Annotated in this window: 2 protein-coding genes (1 of these 2 cut by a window edge); both read left to right on the forward strand. The window is 64.1% G+C overall.

Translation table 11 applies throughout. From position 1 onward, the window contains the following. Positions 1–21,329, forward strand: the 3' portion of a protein-coding gene (locus tag TP2_RS00575) for a proprotein convertase P-domain-containing protein (protein WP_157617008.1). The gene continues 17,266 nt to the left of window position 1, outside the view; the window shows 21,329 of its 38,595 coding nt (coding positions 17,267–38,595); the start codon falls outside the window, past its left edge; the stop codon is at positions 21,327–21,329. Between the two features lie 288 nt (positions 21,330–21,617). After that, complete coding sequence (locus TP2_RS00580; protein WP_051692081.1) at positions 21,618–23,333, forward strand: GAF domain-containing protein; 1,716 nt, start codon at positions 21,618–21,620, stop codon at positions 23,331–23,333. Position 23,334: the final 1 nt, after the last annotated feature.

Here is a 23,334-nt window from a genome sequence, read left to right on the forward strand (position 1 = left end):
ATGTCGACCTGCATTTCGAACGTCCGGTGGGCGGTGCGCTCGATATCGGGTCGATCACCGATCTCGCGCCCGAGTTCGAGTTCGGCGGCAGTGGCACGATCACCTTCGACACGTCGCTCGCTCCGGAATGGCTGAACCCGGATGCGACCAGCGGCGATTATATCTTCCGCTACTTCACCACGGGCGCGGCTGCAGCCGACACCACGATCTCGCGCATCGCGACCTATGAGGGCGAGGCGACGGTGCTGCGCGCCGATGGTAGCGAGGACACGACCACCGGGCCGGTCGCCTTCGATGCAAGCACGCTCTCGGTCGCCTTTATTGATGTGCGCTTCACCCCGACCTACGGCGATACGATCGATTTCGGAACGCTGGGCGACGAGATCAGCTTCTCGGGCAGCGGTGCGAATGGCGTCACCGTGGCATCGAGCCTGATCGTGGGCGATGGCCTGACGGTGCGCTACTTCCTGACCGGCAAATTCGTGGCGGGCACCGTGCAGGTCGATGTCGCGGCCGACAGCTTCGGCTCGGGCAGCTATCTCAACGCAGCCAAGACCCAGAGCTTCCGCCTCGTCGAGCTTGGCGCGAGCCTCACCGATCCGGTCGAAGGCAGCTCCGTCGGGCAGGCGCCGCTCAACGAGCGTGGCTTCGTCGATGTGACCTTCGAGCTGCCCGAGATTTACGTGACCGGCATCGACATCGACAGCGTCACCGATGCGGGCGCCGAAGTGATCCTGAGCGCCGCCGGCTACACGATCGCGGTCGATGACAGCCAGGCACCGATTTACCTGGGCGACGATGCCGACGGCAATCCGATCTTCCGGATCTGGTATACGGGCGATTTCGCGGGCTCGAACCTCGACGACAATGTCTCGGTCGAGTTCATCTCGGGCAGCTTCGACTGGATCGGCACCGATGGCGGCACGATCAAGGCGATCACCGCGAGCAACGATGAAGAGCTCGTCGCGACCTCTGGCTCGATCGAGGGCCAGGCAGGCACCTTCTACTATGTCGCGCTCTCGCTCGGCGACAGCCAGACTCTCGATCTGGCCTCGATCGGCACGGACGATTTCACGCTCGCCACTGTCAATGGCTCGAGTGTTGCGATCTCGGGGATTTATGCCCGTGGTCCCCCAGGTGAGTACGCTGTGACATTTGACACCGATCGCAGCGGTGAAACCCTTGTTCTTTCCTATTCCGCGGGCGCTTGGACCTATGGCACCAACCCCTCCGAGGCGATTGATCCGACCACGCTGTCGGTGAAAGCCGCCGATACCGCAACCTATATCGACATCACCTTCGATACGCTGGGCGATCCGGCCGTCAACGAGCTCTTCGCGATTGACGCGGCGACGATCGACGGCGACGAATTCACTCTTGGCGGGGCAGGGGCCACGAATGTGGACCTGCTCGATCTGACCCCGACCGATCTGGGCGACGGCACCTTCCGCTACTACGTGTCGCGCGAATTCGGGCTCGGCACCGTCACCGTCTCGTTCAACGCTGGCTCCTGGGCCGACCTTCAGGGCAACAAGGGCGGGGCGAGTGAACAGAGCTTCCGCGTCATCGACCAGATGCAGGAGGGCGGTCAGCCCGCCGAAGGCGCCGACCCGGCCACGACCCGCGTCTTCTTCATCCGCATCTCGGGCTCCATCACGCTCAACACCGCCGGTATCACCGACGAGCCGCTGATCGAGATGCGCGCGCAGGCCGAGCTGACCTTCGGCGATTACGCCAAGGCCGATGGCTCTACCGTCTTCCGCTTCGAGCTCGAAGCCTCGGGCACGATCACCATCTACAAGCTCGGCAATATCGGCTCGGCCGCGGCGCGCTTCGTGATGGAGACGGGTGGTCTGTCGAGCGGTCTGCCGCAGTTCTGGGGCGTCGCGACGATCCAGCCGAACTTCACTGCGCTCAAGCAATACGGCGTGCATATCGACGGCAACGCCACGCTGATGATCAACCTCTCGGGCGAGGACCATACCGAGACGCTCTCGCTCGAAGGCATCCTCGGCGATCAGCTGACGCGCACCGATGGCGGCACCGACGACACGGTCCAGCTCAGCTCAATGAACCTGAGCACCTCCGGGCCCTTCTACACCAAGACCGCGGTGAGCTCCGAGACCCGCACGGCCTTCGCGCAATTCGGCGTCACGCTGAGCTCGGAAGCCAAGGTCGAGCTGGTGCTCAACATCAGCGGTGAGACCCGCTGGCGGATCACCGATGGCGGCAAGATCTACTTCGTCGAGAGCACCGACGGGACCACCGCGACGCTGCATTCCGAAGAGCAGAGCTACGAGCTGACCCGTAATTCCGTGGTGATCTATGTCGGCGGCTCGATGCAGCTGACCGCGCCAGGCGATAACCCGGATACGGGTACCGTCTACGCCTCGATGACCGGCGCCTTCTATCTGAAGATTTCCGGAACCCGCACCGAGATCTTCGTCTCGGCCAGCGCGACGCTGGGTGCGATGTCGGATGGTGATGCGCTGCTGCAAGGTCAGGCGACAGGCCTCTTCATCATCGACTATGACGGTAGCTCGGATGCCTCTGGCACCACCGACGGGATTGCGGGCACCCTGTCGCTCTCGCTCAGCTTCGGCGAAGTGACCGACTCCGGCAGCTCGGCCCAGGCGAACGAGGGCAGCTTCGGTGGGATCGCTTCGAATATCCTGCGCTTCAACGCGACGATCACGATCCTCTTCAATACCACGCGGATCGACCAGACCTTCGAGGTGCCGACCGCGCTTCTGCCCTTCATTCCCGACGACATGGCGACCAGCATCACGATCTGGGCGGCCAAGCCCGATCTCGGCTCGACCGAACGTCCGGTCGAAAACGATGGCGTCACGCCCAAGGCCGGCGAGATCTATTTCGTCGCGCGTGTCAGCGGCTCGGTCACGCTGTTCGATGCCGTCACCCTCAATGGTTTCCTCGAGATCTCCGTCTCGACAAGCGAGGCGACCATCGCAGGTGTCGTCTCCGGCCGGATCGCCAATTTCGGCGCGGTCGAGGGTGTGCTTTATCTCAAGATCGACTTCGACGAGGGCGAGATCCTCGGCCGTGCGATCCTTTCGGTTGTCGGCGGCATCGAGATCCCGGGCGTCGCGGCCAGCGGCTCGCTGCTGATCGCACTGGAAATCAATTCGGGTGCGACGCGCGCGGTCGACGGGATGATCATCACCGAGGCCGAGAAGCTGATCACCGATGGCCGCTATAGCAACTTCGGCACGATCACGATCGACGACATCACCTATGATACCGCGACAATCGAGATCCAGAACGGGCTGACGCTCTACATCAAGGGCACGCTCGAGGTTTCCGGCGTCATCCAACTCAACGGCGAGTTCTTCCTCCAGATCACCAACGACCCGGTCTTCACGCTGACCGCGCAGATCCAGGTGACGGCGACCCTCGTCGATGTCGCGAGCTTCGCGCTCGACGGCACACTCATCATCTCCGAGGGTGGGTTGCTGATCTACGCGCGCCTCGATCTTGGCTTCAATCTCGGCTCGGTGATCACCGTGACCGGCGAGGCGACCTTCCAGCTCAACACCTTCTCGAGCTCGAAGCAGGTCACTGCCTCGATCAAGGACGGCGAGGGCAGCTATCACGACGAGCTGGTCACGGTTCTGCCGGGCTTCAGCCTCGAGATCAGCGGCTCGGTCGATTTCGCCTCGATCGCGACCGCCTCGGGCCGCGTCTACATCGCTGTCCTGTCGAGCCAGTTCGTGATCGAGTTCGACGTGACCTTCAGCCTCGGCGGTCTCAATGTTCATGCGGCAGGCGGCGCGACGCTCTTCTACAACGCCTCTGGCCTCGAGGGGCTTGCGCTCGTGCTCGATGTCAGCATCGACGCCAATATCGCGCTGGTGATCGACATCGAGGCGAGCGGCAAGCTGCTGCTGAACACCACTGATCGCACCGTGTCGCTCGCAGGCTATTCGCTGGCCGGGCGCAGCTTCGAGCTGGCGCTCAACGGCAAGGTCGAGTTCCTCAAGGTTCTCAAGTTCGACGCGAGCTTCCGCGTGATCGTCCAGAACTACGCCTGGGAAGTGTCCTTCTCGGCCAGCATGGACTTCTTCGGTCTCGCCACGATGAGCGTCTCGGGCTGGTTCAACTCGGACGGCTATTTCGACTTCTCGCTGAGCGGGCGCCTCGTGCTGGGCTCGAACAGCTTCGGCCTGACCGGCAACTTCTCGATCCGGGTCTGGTATCTCTTCGATACGACGACGCATGAATACACGCTCGGCGTCTCGGGCTCGGCCTCGGTGTCGCTGCGCGCCTTCAACATCAGCTGGGGCACCGTCTCGGTCAGCTTCTCGGCCACCGCGACCGGCGTCGGCCGTGTGCCGATCGTGATCTCCGCCAATGCCTCGGTGAAGGTGCTCTTCGTGAAGGTCTCGGTGAGCATGTCCTTCACCGTGGGCTATGTCGAATTCCCGCGCCCGATTTATCTCGCGGGCGACTCTGCCCTCGGCCATATCGATCGCGACGGCTATGCCGGCAACAGCGCCTATTACACCTATACCGACTGGGGCGATGCCTCGCGCGTGCTCACCCTCAACATGGGCGATCACAACTACAACCGCGGCATCGGCGATGCGGCCGCGGGCGAGACCTATATCATCGAGGCGGTGACGCCGGTGGTGAACGGCACCCAGACCATCCGTGTGACCTATTCGGGCCGCGAGCAGGTCTTCGAACATGTCTCCGAGATCAGGGGGTATGGCGGCTCGGGCGATGATCTGCTGATCGTGCGCGAGGGCGTCGAGGTGCCGATCTATTTCGCGGGCGGTTACGGGCTCGATACGGTCGATTACCAGGGTGACGGTCAGGTCTTCATCAATTCCAGCACCGAAACCAGCGATCTGGGCGATCAGATCGATATCGGTGCGGGCGTGCTGACGGGCTCGGTGATCTACGGCTCGAGCGCGGGCGACACGATCGTGTCCGCCTCGGTGGTGCCGATCACGATCTGGGCGCTGGGCGGCGATGACGTGGTGATCCAGAATGGTTCGGGCGTAGCCACAATCTATGGCGGCACGGGCCGTGACCGGCTGATCGGCGGCTCGGCGGCCGACGTGATCAACGGCGGCGAGAATGACGACGAGATCGACGGCCGCGGCGGCGCGAACACGATCAACGGCAACGGTGGCAATGACCGTATTTTCCGCAGCCTCGCCTCGGATGGCGTCGAGATCATCGATGGCGGCTCCGGCACGGATACGATCCTGCTCTATGGCACGGCCAACCCCGACACGCTGACGCTGGATGAAAAGCCGAGCGCGACGAGCTGGCTGCGCGCACTCGACGCGGACGGGACCGGTTTCGAGGCCGACAATGTCGAGAGCCTGAATGTGCATCTGCTGGGCGGCCGGGACAGCCTGACGGTGAACTCGCTCGGCCATACCGATCTGACGGCGCTGCGCATCGACGATGATCTTGTGGTCGAATCCGCCGATCCCTCCAAGGATGTGGCCGATGACCAGATCGACGGTGCGAGCGATGGTCTCGCCGATGCGGTGGTGATCAACGGCACCAATGGCGTCGACACCTTCACGATCAAGGAAGGCACGGTCGCAGGGCAGGAATTCGTGGTCGTCGCGGCCTGGTCGACCGGCACCGTCACCGTCACCTTCGACGATACGATCCGCGCCAAGGGCGACACGCTGCGCATCTCGGCCGCGGGCGGCGCGGACAAGATCACCGCGGGCAGCCCGGTTGCAAGCGGCGATCCCGCCAATGCGACCCCGCTCGATCACGATCTGATCGCGCTGACGCTCGAGGGCGAGGCGGGTGACGACCGGATCATCGGCTCGCGCTTCAACGATGTCATCAATGGCGGCACGGGCTCGGATGTGGTGACCGGCGGCGACGGGCTCGATACCTTCTACGACACCGAAGAAGAGACCGAGACCGATGTGCTGATCGAGGTCTTCGAAGGCGAGGATATGGGCCTCTACGAGAACCTCTTCCTTGTCGGCAAGGTCTTCCAGGCCGATGGTTCGACCGCCTATGCGAGCGGCACCAGCGCGGGCGTGATCGTGCCGGGCGACGGCGATCTGTGGAGCGCCTCGGGCCTCGGCGCGGGCGAGACCACGGTCGAGCGCCTCAATGGCATCTTCGAGGAAGTGCGCCTGACCGGCGGCGACGCCACCAACAACACCTTTGTCGTCAACGATCTGGGTGGCTCGGTGCGCGTGGGCGGCTCGGATATCACGGTCAGCGCCTTCAACGGCAAGGTCGTGCTCGACAACAAGGGCTCGAGCGATCTGGAGCATTACATCATCGCCGCCCCCTATGGTTCGGGCTTCGAGGTCGAGATCAACGACACCGGCACCGGCGCGGACAAGCTCGTCTATCTCGGTTCCTCGGGCGACGATTACCTCGCGGTCAGCACCGGCATGATCGTGGCCAAACGCCACGAAGATGAGGTGACCCACAAGATCACCGGCGCCGCCGCGATCACGATCGATCATAGCGGTACCAGCGTTGTCGAACTCGACACCCGCGCGGGCGCCGACATCATTGCGATCACCGATACGGATCTGCCGATCTACCTCAACACCGGCCTTGGCGACGATGTGATCCACCTCGGCTCGACCGCCGACGCGGTTCCGGGCGTGAGCTACACCGGCGGCGTTCTGTCGGGCATCACCGCGCTGATCCAGATCGACGCCTATGACACCTATTCCGGCACCACGCTGGTTGATCGCGGTACCGACACGCTCAATATCGACGACAGCGGCAATACCGGCGACACGACCGGCTCGATCGGGCTCGAGAGCCGCACCGATGTCGAGGGCTTCGTCTTTGTCGACGGCTTCACCGGCTCCACCGACGGTATCCGCTATCTCGCGCTTGAGAAGGTGAATGTCGATCTCGGTGATGGCGCGAATGACGTGACCATCTCCTCGACCGGCAAGCGCGACGTGACCACGCTGGAAACCCGCGGCGGCGTGGACGAGATCGCGGTCTTCGCGATCAATGGCCCGCTCACCATCGACACCGGCGCGGGCGACGACACGGTCACCGTGACCGATGCCGATCCTTCGACGCCGCTCGCCAATGGAAACACGCTCAACGCGATCCTCTTCGGCTACCTGACGATCAACGCGGGCGAAAACGATCCGGTCACCTATGCCGAGGATGGTTCGATCACCAATCCGGGCGACACGCTGATCGTTTCGGATGCGGGTGACGATCTGCCCGATCAGGGTGGCTATCTCAGCTCCAACGAGATTGTCGGCCTCGGCATGACGCTCGGCGTGATCTACGAGGGCTTCGAGGCGCTCACGCTGGAACTCAGCGACGGCAATAACGGCTTCCACGTCGCCTCGACCCATGCGGGTGTGACCCATCTGCGCACCGGCAACGAGGTGCCGACGGGTGACGCCACGAATGACACGCTCACGATCGAGGAGATCGACGGGCGCACCTATGTCGAGCTGGGCAACGGCAATGACGTGGTGATGGTGAACTACACCGCCGAGGGCGATCAGACCTTCCGCAACGGCATTGCCGGGCAGGAGCTCGATATCGACGGCGGCTCGGGTGTCGATCTCTACATCATCGGTCTTGCGGGCGAGGGCAATTCGACGGTGCGCCTGACCGATAGCGGCGATCCGGCCGATGGGGCGGACCGCGCCGAGATCAAGGGCACCGACGGTCGCGACCTGTTCCTGTTCCGCGCCAATCAGGATCTCGATGTGGGCGTGGTTGCGGCGCTGCCGATGGCCGAGGATGGCACCTGGACCGACGATGTGGTCGAGCGCGTTGAGTATAACGGCTCGATCGAGGGTGGGCTGCGTGTCTTCGGTCGTGACGGTGCCGACCTCTTCGTCTTCGACGACACGCTCAGCTCGCTCGAGGTCTATGGCGATGCCGGCGACGATACCTTCCAGATCGGCCAGCTCTTCGCGTCCTTCCGCGATCAGCAGAACCCCTATAACGGCCTGGCCGGGATCGACTACTACGCGACCACGCAGGTCACGCTCGGCTTCCTGTCGAACGGGGTGAGCTTCGGCGCGACGATCCATGGCGGCGACGGCGAGGACAGCTTCACCGTCTACTCGAACAAGGCCGAGATCTTCCTCTTCGGCGACGCCGATGACGACACCTTCCAGGTCCGTTCCTTCGTCCGCGTCGATCCGAACGACCCGGCAGCGCCCTTCACCAATATCAATGGCGGGCAGGGCGCCGACTTCATCCAGTATGCGGTCAATGCGCCGGTGCGTATCGACGGTGGCGATGGCTTCGACACGATGACCGTGATCGGTACCGAGATGGGCGACGATTACGTGATCACCGATAACGGTGTGTTCGGCGGCGGTCTCTTCATCACCTACACGGGCATGGAGAAACTGGTGGTCGATGCGCTTCAGGGCAACGACACCTTCTTCATCGAGAGCACCTCCGAGAGCGTGCTGCTGGAGATTGTGGGCGGGCTCGGCTCCGACAGCATCAACCTCGGCGGCTCGGATCTCGAAGGCGTCACCGAGGGCGGCGCGATCACCGTCGTGTCGAACGGGCTCAATGGTCATAGCGGCCTGATCCAGACCACTGTCAGCAGCGACGACCCGCGCTATCAGGCAATCTGGGCACAGGACGTGGTCTCGCAGATCGCTGATAATGATGAGCCGGGGCTGGTCTTCTACAATGCCGATGGTTCGACCGGCACGAGCGTGCTGCGCGTCTTCGAGAATGCGACCGCGAACCCGCTTATGGTGATCAATACCTACGCGATCGCGCTCTCTGCCCGTCCGACCGAAACCGTTTATGTCACGATCTCGCCGACCCTCGGAACCGAGGGTGATGTGGAAGCTGGCGCCAAGGGCGTGCGCGTGAACGGCTCCTCGACGAGCACGGTGCTGATCTTCGACGAGACGAACTGGCAGGACCTCCAGTATGTCACCGTCACGGCGATCAATGACGAGGTCGCCGAGGGCCGTCAGGTCGTGCAGCTGCGCCATACCGTGACGCAGGGTGCGACGATTGACGATGCGATCGGCTATGACGCGCTGGCCGTGCCGAACATGCTCGTTGACGTGATCGACGACGATGTGGCCGAGCTGCTGATCTTCCCGCAGAAGACCGCTGGCAATGCGATCGACCTCGCAGGCGACACGATCGTGGCCGAGGCTCTGGATCTGGCCGCGAATGACAGCTTCGCCGTGATGCTTAGCCGTGCACCCACCGGTGCTGTCAGCGTAGGCTTCTCGACCGATGGCAATGTGAGCCTGTCCGGCACTAGCCTGTCCGGCAATGTCGTGAACTTCGACGGCACGAACTGGAATACGCCGCAATACATCACCATCACCGCGGTGAATGATACGGATGCCGAGGGCGTGCATTACGCCCGCATCCAGCCCGAGATCTTCGAGAGCACCCGCGATGCGTTCCTGGGCGTGACCTATGCCGATGTCGCCACCGGTCTGGCGGCGAATATCAACCGCGATATCAGTCAGCAGCGCGAGGCGCAGGTTCTCTACACCGAGGCCGATCTGACGATCATCCGCGGCGATACCTCGGCCATCGAGACTTATGTGCTTACGCTTGATGGCGTTGTGTACCGCTACACCAGCTTTGCTGGCGAAGATGCGGCTTCGGTTGCGGGCGGGCTGCTCTTTGCGATCGGTCTCAACACCGAGAACACCGTGAGCGTTACGCGCGATGGCGCGACCCTGGAGCTGAGCCGTGCCTCGGGCACCACCTTCGCGCTCGAGATCGAGGGCAGCGCCTTCAACAACGGCTATGTCTTCACCCCGACTGCGATGGTGAAGCTCTCGGTCGATGGCGAGGCCTTCGAGATCGAGGGCCAGACGCCGGGCGGCACGCCGCTCAGCGTCACCGGGAACCGCGCCTTTGACATCGTGGCCTTCCGCCTTGCAGCCTCGACCCTCGATGGCACGCTCGCCTCGGGTCAGCTCGTTGATGGCGCGACCTGGATCATCAAGCTCGACGGGTTGCAGGTTCAGGCGAGCGCCGAATTCGGCGATGGCCTCAACGACATCGTCAACAAGCTCGTCGCGCAATTCGCGGGCAGCGATTACGCGGCCTCGGCGGGCTATCTGCAAGCGACGCTGCTGCCCGCGGTGGACGGGGCGCTCTATGTCTCGGCCGAGGATCCGACGACCTGGCGCATCCTGATCGACGGCACGCTGTTCGAATACACCTCGACCTCGAGCGATGCCTCGGGCGGCATCAAGGGCATTTCCGACAAGCTCGCGGAAGCGATCAATGCCGCGGGTCTCGACATCATTGCGACGGTCGACGCCAATGGCGCGATCCGTCTGGTCTCGACCGCGCCCTTCTCGCTCCTGCCGCTTGACAGCGAGACGACCTCGATCGCGATCGCGGGTGACACGAGCCTGACCCCGCCGGTTTATAGCGACGGCGAGATCTTCATCTTCCGTGGTCCGCAATCGACCGGCATCGTGGCCTTCTCGATCGACATTCTGCGCAAGTCGAGCCCGGATGCGGCGAGCACGCTCACCGGTGGCGCCTATGTCCCGGCCGATGCGCAGCGTTCGGGCACCCATTGGCAATCGGCGCAGATCGGCTTCACGACGATGGGCACGATCGCCTATGGCCAGACCTGGACGCTGTCGATCGGCGACAACATCACCAATGCCGATCTGCCGCAGCAATACACGCCCTACAGCTACGTCGCGGGCAAGAATGGCGACAACATCCTGCCCGGCCCGCTCGATGTGACGGTGCTCGACGATGACGCGCCGACGGTCGAGATCATCGAGACCAACGGCTCGACCGTGGTGGCCGAGCGTGCGCCGGGCGAGATCCAGGTGGTCGACAGCTTCGATGTGGTGCTGACCGGTGCGCTGAGCGGCACCAACACCGTACGCGTCGAGGTCACCCCGCTGCCGACCCGCACCTATAACTCGGAAGAGGCGTTCAACGCCGATGCGAATTTCGGCGAGAACGAGATCGTTCAGGTGCGCGTCGCGGCCCCGATCGCGGTGCTGACGCTCGCGGGCGAGGCGGTCGAGGGCGAGACCTGGCAGGTCACGCTGATGAGCGATGCGGGCCTCTCGGGCGTTGCGCCGATGCTGCCGGCCTCGGTGACGCTCGAATACACGGTCGCGGCGAATGAGGATCTGGGCGATGTGGCCGAGGCGCTGCGCTCTGAGATCGACGCGCTGTCGGGCTACAACGCGGCCCTGACCGCCGATGGCGCGATCCAGATCACCGTCGCGGGCAGCACCGAACGCTTCTTCGTCGCGGTCGGCATCGCGGGCGAAAGCCATGGCGCGATCGACACCCGCGTGGTGCAGGACTTCAACTTCGCCAATGTCCTCGAATTCGAGATGATGGGCGCACCGACCGCGGGTGAGACCTGGAGCGTCACCTTCAATGGTGAGACCTTCAATCATCTCGTGACCGCGGGCCAGTCGCTGTCGAACATCGCTGCAGCCCTCGGCGCCCAGATCAACGCCTATAACGACGTGAGCACCACCGACGGCAACCCGCGCCAATACGAGGTGATCGTCGATGGCCGCGTGATCTCGATCCGCGAGATCGCCGATCCGGCGGCCGATTACGCCGCCTCGGCCTCGGTCCTCCCGCAGAAGGCGGGCGAGATCTCGGCGCGTCAGTTCGTGGAGTTCAACGCGACCAATTGGATGACCCCGCAGACCGTCACCGTGCTGGCGCTCGACGATACGATCGTCGATGGCGGCGATGCGCAGGTCTTCGGCGCCTTCAACGACCGCGTGAACTCGATCCGCGGCCCGGTCTCGATCATCGGCGGCGAGAGCGATACCGACGTGTCGCTGCGCACGCCGGTTCTGCTGCCGGGCGAGACCAACATCCCGCTCGCCGATGGCCAGACCGGTTCGGTCGACACGACCGATGGCACGACCACGATCACCATCGACCCCGAAGAGCTGACCCATGTGACTGGCGATTACGGCGAGCGTCCGGGCTTCGATCCGCGCATCAACGACACCGCCACGATCTACGATATCGCGACCATCGGTGAGGATGGCACGCTGAGCACCCGCGTCGATGTCACGAGCATCTCCGAGGATATCCTTTCGCTGGCCAATGATCTTGGTATGACGCTTGATCTTACGATCAACGGAACGGATGCGGTCGAGAGCGGTGCGGTCTGGTTCTTCGGCACGCCCGATCAGGCTGACCTGTCGCTGATCGACTGGCTCTCGGCCTCGGTCGATCTCTCGGGCACGATTGATGCCTTCGAGACGGTGACGGTGACGCTGACCGATCTGAGCGGGGTCGTTCAGACCTTCTCCTACGAAACGGGCGCGCAGACCGCCTATCGCTCGGTCGTGCTGCGCGAACTCGCCGCGCTGATCGATGCCTCGGCCGATTACGAGGCCGTCGCGACCGTGAACCTGCTGGGCGAGACCCGCCTGCATGTGAAGCGCGCGGACGATGCGGCCTTCGATCTGGCTGTCACCGCGCCCGGCACGCTGGAGGCGACGATTGGCGGTGCGCCGGTGCAAAGCCTTTACAATGACGCGGGTATCACCTGGACGCTGGCGGCGTTCCAGCTGCGGAACGAGCCGGTCGCAGGCCAGACCTGGACGCTCACCGTCAATGGTGCCGCGACCCCGGCCTCGGTCATTGCTGGCGCCAGCTTCGGCTCGGTCACGCAAGAACTGGCAGCCCGCATTTCCTCGACCTATGCGCCGGTCGTCTCGGGCAGCTTGATGACGATCACCGATACGCTGCCCGAGGACTTCGACACCGATCCGGGCGCGCTCATCACCTATGCGCCGGTCAACCCGAACCTGCGCGTCGACGAGGCCGAGCAGATCGACACGCTCACGGTGTTCAACAACGAGAGCCCGGCGCTCGATATCGGCGTGCTGACCGAGAACCACCTGTCGGGTCTCGGCATGGGCGGAGACACCAATATCGGCGGCGTGCCGATCGCGGGTGGGGTGAGCTATACCGGCCTCGAGGTGATCGACATCCGTCTGGGCCGCAACACCGACATCTTCACCGTCGAGAGCACCCATCGCGGCAAGACCATCATCGACAGCGCAGACGGCGATGACGTGATCACCGTGAAGACCACCGCCGGTCACACGATCATCCGCACCGGCAATGGCGACGATGAGGTCCATGTCGGCTCGGATCAGGGCGTGGTCGACCAGATCACGGGCCTCCTGATCGTCGATATGGGCGAAGAAGGCCCGATCGGGGACAAGCTCTTCCTCGACGACAGCGTCGATACCAATCCGAATGTGCTGCGCCTCGATGGCAACCGTATCTCGGGGCTCGATATGCCCTCGGTGGCCGAGCGCATCGAGATCGAGACGCGCGGCGTGGGCGGCAGCTTCACCCTCTCGCTCGACGGGATCACGACCACGACCGTGGCCTTCGGTGCGGATGCTGCGGCGATGAAGGCGGCGATCGACACGGTCTTCGCAGCCTTCGGCACCGATGCGGTGGTGAGCGTCGAGCATGATGGCGCCACCTATACCTACACGATCGAGTTCGGCGGCCCGACCGGCGGCATCGACCTGCCCGATGTGATCGTCGATGCGACCGGCATCACCAGCGACGCGGACACCACCGCCGCCGCCGAGGTGACCGAGCTGATCAAGGGCACCACCGATCCGGGCCTGAATGTCATGCAGGCGATCACGATCTCGGCCGAGGGCGGCACCTTCACGCTGGCCTTCGAAGTGCCGGATGTGCTGGGCAACATCGATCTGCGCATCTCCGACCCGATCGCCTTCGATGCGACTGCGGATGAGATCGCGGCGATCCTCGAGCCGATCCTGAACCCGAATAACAGCCGTCCGTTCCTGCCTTACACCAAGAACTTCGCGGTCGACCGCTTCGGCGACGTGATCTATCTGACCTTCCAGGGCGCGCTGGCCCAGACCGAGGTTGCGGCAGTCGATACGCGTGGCCTGACGGGCGACGTGCTTGAGGCGCGCATCGACATCGCAGAGCCGAGCCTGGGCGACACCTTCACGATCGACCTGACCGATCTGGCAACGCCGCTCTTCGATGATCTCTTCCCGGTCGATTTTGCGGTCACGCACTTCGCCTATACCGCGCTCGCAGACGACACGGCGGCGGATGTGGCGGCGGCGCTGGCGGCGCAGATCATGGATGCGCAGGGCCCGAACATCATCGCCCATGTCGAGGGCACAGTGCTCGTGATCACCTCGCGCTCGGGCGAGCGGATCTCGGTCGTGGTCAATAGCGGCGATCCCGCGCTCGATCATCTGCTCGGCCCGCTCGGCATTCAGACCGATCTCGCGAAGCTCGAGACCCGGATGGATGGCGTCGATTACTACGATGTCGAGTATCTCGATATCGCGATGGGCTCGGGCGATGACGTGATCAATGTGCGCGGCACGACGGCCCATACGACGCTCGATCTCGGTGCGGGCAGCGAGCGGATCTATGTCTCCTCCGAGGCCGATTTCGGGCTCGAGACCGACACGACCTTCCTGACCGGCCACCTGCTGAACATCCTCGGCATGCTCAACATCGAAGCGGGCACCGGCCGCCACAAGCTGATGATCTCGGATGAGGCGACGGTGCAGGGCGACGGCACGACCGATCTGCGCGCGCTGATCACCGATGACCGCGATGCGGCGCTGGCTTCGGCGGCGGCCTGGGGTGACGATGCCGAGCTGTCGAACGTCAACGAGATCTTCGTCGTCGGCATCGCGCCCGCGCCGATCACCTATGGCGCCGATCTTGCCGAGGGCAACTTCCTCGACGGTATCACCTACTTGACCGGCTTCGGCGCCGACGCGATCGAGATCGACGGCACCCATGAGCGCGCCATTGAGGGCAGCCGCGAGCTGACCGTGCTGAACACCGGTCTGGGCAATGACGATCTGGTCGTGACCCTGACGACCGATGAGGACGGCGCCTTCGTGCTCAACACCCAGGGCCCGCATGATGCGAATTACGCGCCCGATTGGGGCTATGCCCGCGACTACCTCGAATTTGCGGACAACGATATCGTCGACGCCGCGCTGAGCACGCTGCCGCTGATCATCTTCGGCGGGCAGGGCGATGACCGGATCACCTCGGGTCTCGCGAATGATATCGTCTTCGGCGACCGTGGCCGGATCGACTACCTGACTGCCGATGGCATGGGCGATGCTCTGCGCCTCGGCTCGGGTGGCCCGGATCATGTCAATGACGGAACCGATGTCGCGCCGACCCTGATCTACACGATCGACCCGACCATCGGCGGCGCGGATACGATCATCACGCTCGGCGGCGACGATATCGTGCTGGGTGGCGTGAATGGCGACACGATCACTACCGATGGCGCGGGCGACACCGGCGCGGATATCGTGATCGGCGACAGCGGCATGATCGACTATGTCTCGGCCGACAGCGACCGCACCGATATCGACGAGATCGCGACCACCGACGAGACCTATGGCGGCTCCGACTGGATCGTGACTGGGCTGGGCGATGACATCGTGCTGGCGGGCGAGGATGGTGAGACCATCATCGATGCGCTGCTCGACGGCACCCGCTCGCGCGACCGCGTGACCGAAGAGGCCGTCTCCACGATCGAGGTCGATCTGCGCGACGCCACCACGCGCGTGATCGCGGGCGATTATGTCGATGCCGGTCAGGGCGACAACATTGTGCTGGGCGACAATGGCCGGATCGTGGCGGCTGCTGACGACGCCCCGCAATTTGGTTCTCAGCCCATCACCCTTGGCCGGATCGAGACCTCGGTGGAGAACCCGGCGATCGGCGGCGATGACGTGATCTTCGCGGGCATCGGCTATGACATCGTGCTGGGCGGTCAGGCGGGTGACGTGATCCGGGTGGCCGAGGGCGAGGTCTACGATGTTGCCGTGGGCGACACGAGCCTGCGCGATGCCGGCAATATCGTGCTCGGCGACAATGGCTACATCGATTGGGTCGGCACGGATGGCGATGCCTCGGATATCGATCGGATCGTCTCGACCGATGAGGCAATCGGTGGTTCCGACTGGATCGTGACCGGTGGCGGCGATGATATCGTCATCGCAGGTGTCGATGGCGGTGCGCTGAGCGTCGATTGGGGCGATGGCGAAACCGAGATCGCGGGCGATTTCGTGAATGCGAGCCAGGGCAACAACATCGTGCTGGGCGACAATGGCGACATCGTCGCGGCGGTCGATGATGCCCCGCAGTTCGGCACGCAGCCGATCACGCTCGGCCTGATCAAGACGACTGCGCCAGAGATCGGCAGCGATGATGTGATCCTTGCGGGCATCGGTTACGACATCGTGCTGGGCGGGGCTGCGGGCGACGCGATCAACGTCAAGATCGGTGAAGCCTATGACGTGACGGGTGACGACACCTCGCTGCATGACGCGGGCAATATCGTGATCGGCGATCTGGGCCGCATCGTCTGGGATCTCTCGCTGATCGACGACACGATCGAGAGCGACAGCGCAGCCGTGCTCGACCTGATCGAGACCACCGAGGCGCGCTATCCGGCGACCGACGCGATGATCGGCGGCAATGATCTGATCGCCACGGGCGCGGGCCGCGACTTCATCATCGGCGGTACGGCGGATGACACGATCTTCGCGGGTGCGGGCAATGATCTCGTCTTCGGCGATCACGGGCGCATCGTGGCGCAGCCGGGCGGTGGCGTGGATGCGGCCCTTCTGCCGCTGACCGAGACCGAACTGCTCGAAGAGTTCGATTTCTATTCGATCCTGCGCAGCGAAACCGATGGCGGCGGGCGCGACATGATCTTTGCCGAGGACGGGCGCGACATCGTGCTGGGTCAGCAGGGCGCAGATATCATCTATGGCGGCAATGGCGACGATGACCTGATCGGCGGCCATAACCGTCCGGGCGGCGTCGATGGGGCAGACCGGATCGACGGCAATGGCGCGGTGCTGGCCGAGGATATGCCTGCGATCAGCAGCTGGCTTGTGGCGAGCGAGCAGGCCTTCGATACGACCGTGTCCGATAATGACGTGATCCTCGGCGATAACGGCATCATCATCCGTACCGATGCAGCCGTGAGCCTGCGCTTCCGGGTGCTCGCGGATGGCACGCTGACGCTTTATGACGATGCCGATGACGGCACCGGCTCGAATGCAGGCAGCGTGGCGCAGCTGAACCCGGCACAGGTTGCGGGCAGCTTCGTCGAGGAACGCCTGATCGCGCTCTTCGATCACGACGACACCGTCGAGGCCGACCAATCCGAGCTTTACGGCGCCGATTATCTCGCGGGCGGCGCGGATGATGATGTGATCTTCGGCCAGCTCGGCGACGACCTGATCCAGGGTGACGGCTCGGCCGAGTTCCGTGGGCGTGCGCTGACCACCGCCTATGACTCGACCGATCACGGCTATGCGACGCGTCTCACCGCCGATGGCACGCTGAGCGTCAACCCGACCCGCAGCATCGTGCCTGCCCGCGACGGCGATGATTACATCGAAGGCAATGGCGGGAACGACGTGGTCTTCGGTGGGCTGGGGCAGGACGACATCATCGGCGGGTCGTCGGATCTCTACATCCGTCACGCGGCCGATGCGGCGGAGGGCTACGACCCGGCACTTCTCTCGACCGCGAACGTGACTGAAGCTGATCGTCCGGATGGCGCGGACCTGCTCTTCGGCGGGCGCGGGGATGATGCGACGCTTGCACGCAATTCCTTCGGTCAGGACGGCACCAATGCGCATGCGCTCGATGCGGACACGATCCTGGGCGACAATGGCCGGATCCTGCGGATGGTTGGCGCGACGGGCTTCCTGGCCTTCAATTACGACACGCTCGACCCGGCCCGCAGCTCGACCATCGCTATCGGCGGCGGCGCGCATTCCGATGCCTGGCTGGTGGTGCGTGCGGTCGAACTGCTCGACTATCACTCCGGCGGCCCGGATGTCTGGGGCGAGGAAACGGCGCTGGCCGATAACGGCGCGGCCGACGAGATCCATGGCGAGGGCGGCGACGACGCGATCTACGGCATGGTGGGCAATGACGTGCTCTTCGGCGAGGGTCAGGATGACGACCTGCTCGGCGGCTGGGGCCATGACTGGATCTCGGGCGGCACCGGCCAGGATGGTGTGCTGGGCGACGATGGCCGGATCTGGACCTCGCGCAATTCGTCGAGCTATGAGGAACCCCTCTACGGCATCGCCGACGTGCGCCAGATGACGATCTCGACCCCGGGCAAGATCCAGCAGGCCGTGATCAACGTTCAGGGTGAGCTGAAGAAGACCGTGAACCTCACGCCCTTCTTCCTGACCTCGAACCTGCCGAATGTCTCGGATGATCCGCTGCAAGATCCGCTCTATGCCGATGACATCATCTATGGCGGTCTGGGCGATGACTTCCTGCATGGCGGGGCGGGTGACGATCTGGTCTCGGGCGCCGAGGCGCTGGCCGAGGCCTGGTATCTGCTCTTCGCGGCCGATGCGCTCGATCCGCTGGCCGAGGGCGTGCTGGTGCGTTCGGATTATTCGGTTCCGGTCAATACGGGCAACGCGCTGGGCTACAACGCCTTCTACGCGGGCGAGTTCGCCGCCTATGACGAGGTCTTCCCGCGTCAGGTGATCATGATCGACGGCACGGAGTACTCGACCTATGTCGCAACGGGTGGCGCTGGGCTGACCTACTTCGCCAGCTTCGATCCGACCGATGGCGGCGCGGCGACGGCGGTTGGTACGCTCGACAACGACCCGACGATCACCGTGCATAGCGACGGCAACGACATGATCTTCGGCGATCTGGGCAATGACTGGCTCGTCGGCGGGACCGGGCGCGACCATATCTATGGTGGCTGGGGCGACGATCTGATCGATGCCGATGACGATCACACCCGCTCGGCGGATGGTTCGGCCGAGGGCTCGAATGACACGCCTGACACCGATCCGACCTATGAGGACATCGCCTATGGCGGTGCGGGCCGTGACATCCTGATCGGCAATACCGGTGGCGATCGCCTGATCGACTGGGTGGGCGAGTTCAACAGCTTCATCGTGCCCTTCGCGCCCTTCGGTGCCTTCACCATCACCCGTGCGCTCGCGCCGCAGATCCAGGAATACCTCTACGATCTCTCGGCCTCCGATGGTGCCGACCCGACCCGTGCGGCCGATTCCGGTGATTACAACGCCGATCGCAATGGCGAGCCGTGGGGCGAGCTGGGTCTGGTGATGCAGAAGGATGCCGCGTGGCAGGATCAGACCGGCGCACCGGATGATCCGCAGCCGGGCAACATTCCGGGTGGCAAGCGTGACGTGCTGCGTTCGGCCGATTTCAACGGCACGAGCGGTGCGCAGGACGCGCAGGGCTTCGCGGCCGATAGCGGCGTCTGGACCGTGTCGGGCGGGGCCTTCGCGGTGAGCCCGGAGACGCTCGGTGGCGATGCCGTCTCGGTCTTCTATATCGGTGACGCGCTGCCGAGCTATTTCGAGATCACCGCCACGATCATCGGCGGCAAACCCACCGCGGGCCTGAAGTCGAACGCCTATATCATCTTCGACTATCACTCGCAGACCGACTTCAAATTCGCCGGTGTGAACATCTCGACGGACAAGTTCGAGATGGGCATCCGGACCGAGGATGGCTGGATCGTGCTTGAGCAGGCGCCCGTGCAGGCCAAGCCCGACACGCCCTATAACCTGCTGCTGGCGATCAACGGTTTGACCGCGACGCTGGTGATCGACGGGAAGGAATACTTCACCCATGTCTTCGATGCCCGGGTCGACCAATGGGGCGTGACCCATGGTCTGAACGCCGGCTATGTCGGACTCGGCGCGAATAACTCGGTGACCAAGCTCGACAATATCGCGGTGCAGGTGCTGCCGCCCGAGTTCACGTTGAATGAGGTCGAGGACTTCTCCGACGGTCTGGCCGATCGCTTCGCGCATGATGCGGACTGGACCATCACGGGCGGCGTGCTGAGCGTCACTCCGAGCACCGAGTTTGCCACGACCCTTTCGGATCTCGTGATCGCCGAGACTTCGGTGATGCGGATCGGGGCGAGCATCGAGACCGATGGCCGCGCGGGCTTCATCTTCGATGCCTATGAGGACGGGCGCTTCAAATACTTGTTGATCGATACGGCCAATGATCGCGTCTCCTTCGGTCATTACACCTCGCGCGATGGCTGGATCGAGGTCGCGAGCTACGACATCGCGATTGATGCGAGCCAGGCCAACGAGGTCGAGATCACCCTCTCGCGCACCACGGTCAGCCTCTCGCTCAATGGCCATGAGGTGTTGGGCTATGCCTATTACGCGCCGGTCGCCGATGGTGCGGTGGGTCTGCTGGCGGTCGACGCTGCGCTCTTCGACGATGTGACCCTCGCGACCGACGACCCGGCCTATTACAGCCCCGAGGCGGGATCGCAGACCTATAGCTATGACTCCGCCGGCGCGATCGCGATTGCCGATCAGGGCGTGACGACGCAGAGCATCATGGTCGGCGCCGATGTGCTGATCGGTGATCTGAACGTGACGCTGAGTCTGACCCATTCCCGGATGTCGGATCTGACGGTGACGCTGATCGGCCCCGATGGTACGCGAGTGCAGCTCTTTGCCGCCCTGCCGGGCGACGGGCTCGACGGGGTCAGCTTCGATGACGAGGCCGATGTGGCGGTCGGGGATGCGACTGCGCCCTACGATGTCTCTTATCGTCCCGCTGACGCCCTGAGCGCCTTCGACGGAAAGCTTGCGGCAGGGCTCTGGACGCTCGAGATCGTGGACGGGGCCAAGCGCCAGACCGGCACGCTCGAGAGCTGGACGCTCACGATCGAGGCCGCACAGGCGCTTCATGCGGCCGACGTGGCCCCGACCGCCGAAGGCGCGGTGCTCGACGAGGCGTTGCTAGAAGAAGCCCGCGCCCAAGCGATGGTCGAAATCGCGGCGGAACTCGGTTTGACCGCGGATCAGATCGCGACCCTCGAAGCGGTGCAGATCTCGATTGCCACGCTCGACGGCACGCTTCTGGGCTATACGGCGGGCAACACGATCACGCTCGATGCGGATGGGGCGGGTCATGGCTGGTCGCTCGATGGCAGCGAAGGGTTGAACCTCGTCGATGCGCTCAAGCATGAATTCGGTCATGTCCTCGGGCTGGACGATAACAGCGATGCGGCGAGCTGGATGGAGGCAACGCTTGCCGAAAACGATCCCCTGCTCTCCGATACCACCGCGTCCGACGCGGGGGCCGATACCACGCAGGATCTCGCCACGAGCACTGATCAGACCGACCAGACTGCGAGCCCCGCAGATCCCGCCCCAACGCCTGTTCCCGACCCGGTTACGACGACCCCCACGCGGGGGAATTCCACAGTAACCGAGAAACAGTCGCGTAGCGCAAAGGCGTAGAGTTTCCGCAATCCCTTATAAAATCGGGATTTTCCTTGTCAGAATCGCAAAGCGGACGTTTACTTTGCGTCAGGGAATAGTGTGGATCGCCGCTGCGCGGCGCTTTGTCAGGGAATTTTTGCAGATAGGCAGGGTGCGTCGGGGCGCCCCGAGGGAGTATGCTTGCAACAACGGGCTGGAACAGCGTCTGGCGAGGCGACGGGATCGGTTTTTCTCGATTCCGAGACGCTTGGCAGGCTTAAGAGCGGGACGGATCGGGCGCAGGTTGCGCAAGCTTGGCTCTCTTCCATGGCGAAACAGACCACGGGGCTCGAACAGGGCGTTGTGGTTCTGGCGGGGCTCGGGCGGAGCCGTTTCGAGCCCGCCGCGATCTGGCCCGATGCGGCCAAGCCCAAACGCGAATTGATGACGGCGGTCGATGGTGCGCTCCATGCCGGGCGGCTGGTGATCGAGACGCTGAGCGAGGGCGGTGCCGCGATTGCGGTGCCGATCCGGCTCGAGGGACAATTGCGCGGGGCGGCGGCCATTCTCGTCGGGGTCGGGCCCGAGGCGCGCGTGGATCTCGCGATCGACCAGCTGCAATGGGGTTCGGGTTGGCTGGAGGCCTTCTTGCGCCGCAAGCAGGGTGGCTCAGGCGATAGTCTCGCCTCGGTGATCGAGTTGCTTGCGACCAGTCTGCACCATGAACGGTTTACCGAAGCCGCGACGGCGGTCGCGTCCGAACTGGCAGGTGTGCTGGGTTGCGAACTGGTGGCGATCGGCCTCACGCGCGGGCGCCATGCGCGGGTGCGCGCACTGTCGAACTCGGCAAGTTTCGGCAAGCGCTCCAACCTCGTGCGCGCGATCGAAGCGGCGATGGATGAGGCGATCGATCAGCAGGCGGTGCTGAGTTATCCGCCTCAAGATGGTGGTCCTGAACGCGTGTTGCGCGCCCATGCGGCGCTGTCGGAAACCGAAGGCGGCGCGACGCTTTGCACGGTGCCGCTGACTGAGGACAAGAAACTCGTCGGCGCGCTGGTGCTGGAGCGTCCCGCAGGTGAGCCTTTCTCGACCGATACGATCCAGATGGCGGAATATGCGGGCGTCCTGCTGGGGCCGGTTCTGTCGATCAAACGGCGCGAGGATCGCTGGCTGCCGGCGAAGACATGGGAAGCTTCGGTCAACACGTTCAAGGCGCTGGTCGGGCCCAACCATGCCGCGCTGAAGCTGGGTGCGATCGTGCTTGTCGCGGTTCTGGCTTTCGCGTGGTTCGCCAAGGGTATGTATCGCGTGACCGCCGATGCGGTGATCGAAGGACGTATCCAGCGCGCGATTTCGGCTCCGATCGAGGGCTATCTTGCCGAGGCCGACGCGCGCGCGGGCGACCTCGTGAAGGCGGGCGATGTGATGGCGCGGCTCGATGACCGCGACCTGCGGCTCGAGCGGCTGAAATGGGAGACCCAGAAATCCAAGCAGAGCCGCGAATATTCCGAGGCCATGGCCAAGCGCGAGCGAGCCAAGGCGCTGATCCTGCAAAGTCAGATCGAGCAGGCCGATGCGCAGCTTGAACTGATCGATCAGGAGATCGCGCGGATGGTGATCCGGGCGCCCTTCGACGGGGTCGTCGTCTCGGGCGATCTGACCCAAGCGCTCGGCGCCCCGATCGAGCGCGGCGACGTGCTGTTCCAGGTGGCGCCGCTCGACGATTACCGGGTGATGCTGCGCGTCGATGAGCGCGACGTGAAGGATGTGAAGGCCGGCGAGAGCGGGGCACTGGTGCTGGCCGCGCTACCCGATACACCGATCGAAGTGAAGGTCGACCGGATCACGCCGATCTCGACGGCGGAGGCGGGCACGAACAAGTTCATCGTCGAGGCCTCGGTCACCGACGGGCCGATCCGCGCCTTGCGCCCGGGGATGGAAGGCGTGGCAAAGGTCGAGGTGGCCGAGCATCGCCTCGTCTGGATCTGGACGCGCAATATCGTCTTGTGGGTGCGGATGACGCTCTGGTCCTGGTGGCCGTGAG

The organism is Thioclava pacifica DSM 10166 (genome assembly GCF_000714535.1).
GTDB classification, from domain to species: domain Bacteria; phylum Pseudomonadota; class Alphaproteobacteria; order Rhodobacterales; family Rhodobacteraceae; genus Thioclava; species Thioclava pacifica.

Excerpts from the sequence above, each read along its gene's own strand:
- TP2_RS00580 (WP_051692081.1), top strand. The coding sequence starts at position 21,618 with ATGGCGAAACAGACCACGGGGCTCGAACAGGGCGTTGTGGTTCTGGCG.